We start from the raw sequence: 7,060 nt of genomic DNA on the forward strand, positions 1-7,060 counted from the left end.
GGATCACCGTCCGGGCACAGGCCCAGCGGGAGGGCTACCGGCCCCGGCTCTCCGCCGCGTCCAAGCGCACCAAGAAGGTCGCCGCGGGCACGCTCAAGACCGGCAAGCCGGCCGTGACCGGCGTCCAGCAGGCCGGTGAGACGCTCACCGTCGACCCCGGAGCCGGGACCGACGGCGTGGAGTTCTCCTACCAGTGGTCGCGGGCCGGCACCACGATCTCCGGGGCGACCGCCGCCGACTACACCCTCGCACCGGACGACGAGGGGCTGAAGGTCACCGTGAAGGTGACCGGACGCCTGGCCGGCTACACCACCCGGACGGTCGCCGCCAAGGCGATCCGAATCCCGCTTCCCGAGGGCTGCCAAGGGGCAGCGGACACCCGCGAATCCAAGAGCCAGCCCTTCGTGGTCTGCGGGATCGTGGTGGTCTCCAAGTGGCACCGGATCAGCTCCGCCTACCACCCGAAGCTGATCTCGGTCGGCCTGCGACGCAGCGGCGTCGCCTCGGTGCAACTCGAACCGGAGACCGGCCACTCACTGCAGGCCCTCTTCGAAGCGGCCCGCCGGGCCGGTCACACCCTCACCGTCCGCTCCGCCTACCGCTCCTACGCGACTCAGCAGGCGATCTACCCCGGGAACAAGCTCGCCGCACCCGCGGGTGCCAGCGAGCACCAGACCGGCCTGGCCGTGGATCTGGCCGCGGTGAAGAACGGACGGGAGATCCGCGGCTACGCCTTCGGCTCCTCGGCCGCCGGACGCTGGGTGCGCGCCAACGCCGCCCGCTTCGGCTTCATCATCCGCTACCCCAGCGGCAAGCAGAAGTACACCGGCATCCCCCACGAGCCCTGGCACCTGCGCTACCTCGGCGTCGACCACGCCACCAAGGTGAAAGCCTCGGGTCTCACCCTGGAGCAGTACCTGATCATTCGCTGAATCAGCGCTTCTTGAGCAACTGCCGGTTCACGATCCCGGATCCTATCGAACGGTCGCCGAGATGGCCTTGGCAATCGCTCTCGGCAGAGCCGGTATAATAGTTTTAGCACATAGCACCATGTGCTAAAACTATGAGTGAGGCCGCTATGGGACGTGAGGCGATCGACCTGGTGCCGTACGCCCGGGATGCTGCCACGCTGATGGGTGCCAACGTCCGGATCGCACGGCTGAACCGACGGTGGACGGCCGCCGAGCTGGGTGCCCACGCGGGATGCTCCCGGCACACCATTGCTGCGATCGAGCAGGGCAAACCCACGGTGGCCTTCGGCCATGTGCTCAACGTGTGCGCCGCGTTGGGCATCCCGCTGTTCGTACCCGGACGGGATGAGCTTGCCCGCCTGACCAGGGCACAGCAGGAGGCCGTCCGCCTGATGCCCAATCGCGTGATGCCGAAGGCGGCACCTTCCAATGACTTCTGAGCAGTTCATCTGGGCCTGGCTTCCGGCCGTCACCGAGCCAGTGGTGTGTGGGCGGGTCCGGCGAGAGGGCGACATTCACCTCTTCCAGTACGGCCGGAGCTATCTGGGCCACGAGGACGCGGTCGGACTGTTCGGGATGCCGCTGAGCGAGGAGGTCCTTTCCCCACCAGCCGGGATGACCTTGCACGGCGCCCTGCGCGACGGTCTTCCGGATGCGTGGGGTCAACATGTCATCCTGGCGCGGCTGACCGGTCGCTCCGGCCTGCGGGCCGATACCGCTTTTAACGCAGTTCGGCTCAGAAAAGCCGGTCGTCCGCGTTGTCGAGCCCGCGGAGGGCGTCGTAGTCGACCAGCAGGCAGTCGATGCCGCGGGTGCCGGCCAGTACCTTGGCCTGGGGTTTGATCAGCTGGGCGGCGAAGACTCCGCGCACCGGGCTCATCAGGGGGTCGGCGTTCATGAGTTCCAGATAGCGGGCCAACTGCTCGACGCCGTCGATCTCGCCGCGGCGCTTCACCTCGACGGCGACGTAGGCGCCCAGGGCGTCTCGGTAGAGCAGGTCCACCGGACCAATCGGGGTCTGGTACTCGCGCTGCACCAGCGTCCAGCCGTCGCCGAAGGTGGCGGGGTTCTCGGCCAGCAGGGCCTGCAGGTGGGCCTCCACGCCGTCCTTCTGCAGGCCGGGGTCGACGCCCAGCTCGTGGCTGCTGTCGTGCAGCACCTCGGCGATCGCGATCTGCAGGGTGTCACCGGTGGTGTTGCGCACCTCCCAGACCTCGGTGAGGCCCGGCTCCTGGTCGGCGGTCACCGCCTCGAGATCCGCCGGCGGCTCGTTGACGGTGATCGTGCAGGGGGCGCTCATCCAGTTCAGCGGCTTGTAGGCGCGGTCGTCGGCGTGGATCGAGACCGAACCGTCCGACTTCACCATGATCAGCCGGGTTCCCATCGGCAGATGCGCCGACAGCCTTCCGGCATAGTCGACCTGGCAACGGGCAATCAGCAGACGCACGCCGCACAACATACCCGATCCCTGAGCTTGGTTTACGCCGAGCCTGTCGAGGCGACGAAGGGCCGCGCCCCGTACCCTTGACCCATGGCCAAACGTCCCTCCAAGCACCTGCGCCCGGCCCGGCCCCTCAGCCAGGGCGGTTTCGCCCAACTGGTAACCAAGACCGACGGCCAGTGGATGGTGCAGACCATGCCGGGCGGCAGCGCCACCAAGGCCTACCTCTGCCCCGGCTGCAGCCGTGAGATCCCGGTCGGCGCCGCACAGCTGGTGGCCTGGCCACGGGACGCGAGCATCGGCTCGGTCTCCGCGGTCGCGGACCGGCGGCACTGGCACACCTCCTGCTGGCAGCGGAGGCGTTGATGAGCGGGCTGCACACCACCCTGGTCGGCACCGGCCGTCCCCGCTTCGTCTTCCTGCACGGCCTCTTCGGACGCGGCCGCAATTGGTCGGGCATCGCCGGCGCGCTGGCCGAGCAGGGCCATGCCAGCGTCCTGGTCGACCTGCCCAACCACGGGGCCAGCGACTGGACCGAGGAGTTCGGCTACGAGGCGATGGCGGACGCGGTCGCGGACGAGCTCGTCCACCGGCTCGGGTCGGCGGCCCGGGTGATCCTGGTCGGCCATTCCATGGGCGGCAAGACCGCCATGCTGGTGGCGCTGCGGCGTCCAGAACTGGTGGCGGGGCTGGTCGCCATCGACATCTCCCCCGCCCACTCCGCCGGGGTGGACGGCTTCCCGCGGTTGGTCGCCGCGATGGCGGCCGTCGAACTCGACAAGATCAAAGGTCGTGGCGACGCGGAGGCCGTCATGGCCGAGCGGATCGCCGAACCCGGCGTCCGGCAGTTCCTGCTGCAGAACCTGCGCGCCCGTCCGCGCTGGCACTGGCAGCCCAACCTGCGGCTGCTCAGCGCCAACCTGCCGGCCATCGCCGGCTGGCCCGATCCCGGGCCGGTCAGCTACCCCGGCCCGGTGCTGTGGTTGCGCGGCGAGCGTTCCGACTACGTCCGGCCGGAGTACGAGCCCGCGATGCGCGCCCTCTTCCCCGCCGTCGAGTTGCGGACGATCGCGGACGCCGGCCACTGGGTGCAGGCCGACCAGCCGCAGGCCGTGATCGACTCGCTGCTCGATTTCGCCCAGGATCACTAACTAACGTGGGAGATTCCCGCCTTCGCGGGAATGACGGAGTTGGGCTCCCTTTCTGTCATCCCCGCGCAGGCGGGGATCTCGCTACGCCGCGGCGATGCTCGATATCTCAGCGGGCAGATTCGGCACACCGCCGCCGGCGTTGCCGAAGGAGCCGTCATTGCCGCCGGCCGCGATCTCCGCGACCTGAGCGACGCCCGCGTCGTCCATGGTGCCGAAGACGGTGTATTGCGGGGGCAGCGGTGTGTCGGCGTAGACGATGAAGAACTGCGAGCCGCCGGAGTTCGGTGCTCCGGTGTTCGCCATTGCCAGCACACCGGCGGGGTAGCCAGGGATCTTCTCGAACTCGTCGGGGATGGTGTACCCCGGGCCGCCCCTGCCGGTGCCGCTCGGGTCGCCGCACTGCAGCACGAAAATGCCGGCGTCGGTGACCCGGTGGCAGACCGTGCCGTCGAAGTAGCCCTGGTCGGCCAGCGAGGTGAACGAGTTCACCGTGCAGGGCGCCAGCTCACGGTCGAGGGTGAGGGTGATCGGAGACCCGTTGAGGGTCATCACGTAGTCGACCGTGCCGGTCGCCGGAACCTCGGACCCGGCGGGCGTCGAGACCGGCTTGCTGGCATCGCCGGTCTCGGTATAGCTGCAGGCGACCGTCCCGGTGGCCGGCGGCGCGACCGACTGGCTCGGGGCCGCGTCTGTGGACGGCGCACCGCTTTCGTAGGGAGCGGTGGTGGTCGCGGCGACCGGGGAGGTGCAGCCCGCGAGAACCAGGAGAGCAGCGGGCAGGAACAGAAGCTTCTTCACGGCACCACCCTGCCAGAAGCGTTCAAGCGCGCGCAGCGCGGCCGGTGCTGCGAGATCCCCGCCTTCGCGGGGATGACGAAGGAAGGGAGCCGGGGATGACAAAAGAAGGGAGTAAGACGACGAAGGACGGGTCAGGGATGACGAAGGAGGCCGCGGGGACAGCTAGATTGAAACCATGGTCAACCTCACCAGGATCTACACCCGCACCGGCGACGCGGGGATGACCCGGCTCTCGGATATGTCGGAGACCGCCAAGACCGATCTGCGGGTGGAGGCCTACGGCGCGGTGGACGAGGCCAACTCGATCCTGGGCATGGTGGTGACCCAGCCCGATCTGCCCGAGGACGTCCGGGCCGTGCTGCGGCACATCCAGAACGAGCTCTTCGACGCCGGGGCGGATCTCTCCTTCCCGCTGGTGGCCGACCCGCCCTACGAGCCGCTGCGCATCGTCCAGGCGTCGATCGACCGGCTGGAGGGCTGGTGCGACGCCTTCGGCGACCCGCTGCCGGCGCTGCGGTCGTTCATCCTGCCCGGTGGCAGCTTCACCGCCGCCCTGCTGCACCAGGCCCGCTCCGTGGTGCGCCGGGCCGAGCGGGAGGCCTGGCGGGCCGCCGAGCAGTACGGGACGGAACCGGCGGAACGACCCTTCGCGACGGACGCAGGAGGAACTGGGAACCGCAACCCCGCGCGACGTGTTGACGAGGGAAGCGAGGAATCCAAGTTGAGGGATCGTGCGGAGGGGGAACCCGCGACAACGGCGGGCGGAGTGAACCCGCTGGCAATCACCTATCTGAACCGTCTCTCCGATCTGTTGTTCATCCTGGCCCGCGTGGTCGGACAGGAGGCCGGGGACGTACTGTGGGTGCCGGGAGCCGACCGCACTCCGTCCGACCCGAGCGGTGTTCGTCAGCGCCGACGATTGATCACCGAACCGAGTACAACGCATGGTCGTGTCAAGGCGGGCCCGTACGCTGCGAACTGAATTGCAGGTCTTCACCTGATCAATCAGAAACAGCCACTATCTTTGGGTGCGCACTCGACGGTGCTGATCGTGGCACCGTCGACGACGAGGGAAGGCGCTAGCCGCCGATGCAACTGAGACCACCGTTCGTGTAAGAACCGAAAAATCTTGACGATGCACGCACGGCGGGCCGATCAGTTGCCAACCTCCGCATCGAAGCTACTCAAAACACCGGTGAGACTCGTGTAGTAGACTCTTGATGCGCACTTCGCTGAACCGTCATTGTGAGCCAGGGTTGGACATGTCACCAAGTACGCGGCTGGAATGGCACTCAACGATCCAACCCCGTAATTCTTCCCGCTGACCACCCTCATTACTGAGCCACCGCTGTCTCCCTGCGCGCCAGCGGTGTCGGTTGAAGACGTTCGCTTGGCGAGGACATGCCCCCCAGTAATAGCCGTCCCGCTAACGGTGTAGCCGGTGTTCTTTGATACGACCTCGAGCGTGTTTGCACCGGAGTTCGCGCCCGAACCCCAAACAAATCCACCTGGGTCGGGACTGCTCTTGGCTCCGGAGAGGGACACGGTCGTGGTTGAATTGATACCGCCGTTGTACACGGAGGCGCCAATAGTTCCGCTATCGGGCTTGATCAAGGTCACGTCGTACGCGGCGCGATTCCATGCCGACGAGTTCTTCCAGATCCCCAGATCATCACCAGCAGCGTCTTCAACATCCCCGCTCGATCCGATATAGGTCCCGGTCGATGTGGTGATGCAGTGTCTCGCAGTGGTGACGTACTTGTTGCCAGTCGAGTTCATCGTGACTGGAAAACCGGTCGTGCACCACCCGCCGTTGTCGATGATCTGGATCTGTGCGCCACCCCTCCAAGGCGACTGATCATCTTGTCGACCCAGCAGCGCAACCGTCGTAGGCTCCTCCACAATCTCGACTGTGAAGGGGATGCTAATCCACGATGCGATGCGCTCTTCGATGTCAGCAAGGTCGCTATCGGACATCGTCCCGACCAAGACGAAATTCAGTGACGCGCGGTTCTCAGCATGGAGAACGGCATCGTATCTCGCGCCCGCGGGGGGATCAGCAATGAGTCTGTCCACAACCAACTTCTGTGCACTGAGGTATTCATCCTCGTCGTAGGGGACATCGTGAACTACGACCTTCACCGAGGGGTGCTGCGCGATCACATCCCGAACCTCGGGCGGCAACTCCCCTTTCCAGAATATGTCAAGGGTGCGATCGCCCAGCACCGTTAAAAGGTAGCCGTCGACCGCCCGCTCTTGGCCTGGATGCCAGTCGTCCGTGGACCCTGCAAGTTCGAGGATCTTATCCGACAGTGGAGCCACGATCTCAATGCGATCCCGCTGTTCCGGGGTGAACATACTTAATACGTCCTGGGTCCTGTCGATCTCGTTCTGCTCGTCGCGGTCATCGGGATCAACGGGCCCAGCGACTGCCGCGCCTCCGCCCATCGCGAACACCATCGCACACGCAGCGACCACGCACCATCCAATGACTGTACGCCGTTTCACAATGATCCTCTCGTCGCCAACGTCGTCGTCGCCGTTGACAGTCTACGGTCGTCGTAAGCGGCTCTGTCAATCGCGAACCTTGAGCTGCCAATCCTCGCGGGCATCCGCCGGGTGAACCGCTGGTCAGGAAACCCGGCGCCGCTGATGCCCCTGCCCCGGTGGAGCAGCCTCCAGCCAGCTGAGCAGGGCGG

Annotated in this window: 9 protein-coding genes; 6 read left to right on the plus strand and 3 right to left on the minus strand. The window is 66.6% G+C overall.

All coding sequences use genetic code 11. The features are described 5' to 3' along the window. The 3 genes from Q0066_RS13085 to Q0066_RS17575 form a co-directional block, all read left to right on the plus strand. A partial coding sequence (locus Q0066_RS13085; RefSeq protein ID WP_298133578.1) for a D-alanyl-D-alanine carboxypeptidase family protein occupies positions 1 to 932 on the plus strand: 932 nt, incomplete at its 5' end. A gap of 131 nt (positions 933 to 1,063) precedes the next feature. Beyond that, the gene (locus tag Q0066_RS13090) at positions 1,064 to 1,411 is read left to right on the plus strand and encodes a helix-turn-helix domain-containing protein (RefSeq protein ID WP_298133579.1); all 348 of its coding nucleotides are present in this window, start codon (positions 1,064 to 1,066) and stop codon (positions 1,409 to 1,411) included. After that, on the plus strand, positions 1,401 to 1,814 hold the full coding sequence (locus tag Q0066_RS17575) for a HipA N-terminal domain-containing protein (protein ID WP_366521524.1): 414 nt from the start codon (positions 1,401 to 1,403) through the stop codon (positions 1,812 to 1,814). Before Q0066_RS13090 ends, Q0066_RS17575 begins: the two co-directional genes overlap by 11 nt. On the opposite strand, the gene nucS is transcribed toward Q0066_RS17575, so the two are convergent. Continuing rightward, positions 1,708 to 2,418 carry an endonuclease NucS gene (nucS, locus tag Q0066_RS13095; protein WP_298133581.1) on the minus strand — a complete coding sequence of 237 codons (711 nt, stop codon included), beginning with the start codon at positions 2,416 to 2,418 and terminating at the stop codon, positions 1,708 to 1,710. The two genes, Q0066_RS17575 and nucS, sit on opposite strands and share 107 nt — an antisense overlap. 84 nt (positions 2,419 to 2,502) lie before the next feature. On the opposite strand from nucS, the gene Q0066_RS13100 reads away from it, so the two are divergent. Together Q0066_RS13100 and Q0066_RS13105 are read left to right on the plus strand one after the other, a co-directional pair. Continuing rightward, positions 2,503 to 2,778, plus strand: a complete 276-nt coding sequence (locus Q0066_RS13100) for a hypothetical protein (RefSeq protein WP_298133583.1) — start codon at positions 2,503 to 2,505, stop codon at positions 2,776 to 2,778. Next, positions 2,778 to 3,563, plus strand: a complete 786-nt coding sequence (locus Q0066_RS13105; protein ID WP_298133585.1) for an alpha/beta fold hydrolase — start codon at positions 2,778 to 2,780, stop codon at positions 3,561 to 3,563. The genes Q0066_RS13100 and Q0066_RS13105 overlap by 1 nt, the downstream gene beginning before the upstream one ends. A gap of 81 nt (positions 3,564 to 3,644) precedes the next feature. On the opposite strand, the gene Q0066_RS13110 is transcribed toward Q0066_RS13105, so the two are convergent. Beyond that, positions 3,645 to 4,361, minus strand: coding sequence for a peptidylprolyl isomerase (locus Q0066_RS13110; RefSeq protein ID WP_298133587.1), 717 nt, complete (start codon positions 4,359 to 4,361; stop codon positions 3,645 to 3,647). Between the two features lie 175 nt (positions 4,362 to 4,536). On the opposite strand from Q0066_RS13110, the gene Q0066_RS13115 reads away from it, so the two are divergent. After that, complete coding sequence (locus Q0066_RS13115; RefSeq protein ID WP_298133589.1) at positions 4,537 to 5,343, plus strand: cob(I)yrinic acid a,c-diamide adenosyltransferase; 807 nt, start codon at positions 4,537 to 4,539, stop codon at positions 5,341 to 5,343. A 173-nt stretch (positions 5,344 to 5,516) separates the two neighbouring features. Here Q0066_RS13115 and Q0066_RS13120 read toward each other — a convergent pair whose 3' ends face one another. Continuing rightward, positions 5,517 to 6,809 (minus strand): hypothetical protein, encoded by a 1,293-nt coding sequence (locus Q0066_RS13120; protein WP_298133591.1) that lies wholly within the window; start codon positions 6,807 to 6,809, stop codon positions 5,517 to 5,519. Positions 6,810 to 7,060: the final 251 nt, after the last annotated feature.

Source organism: Micropruina sp., from assembly GCF_027492755.1.
Lineage (GTDB): Bacteria > Actinomycetota > Actinomycetes > Propionibacteriales > Propionibacteriaceae > Micropruina.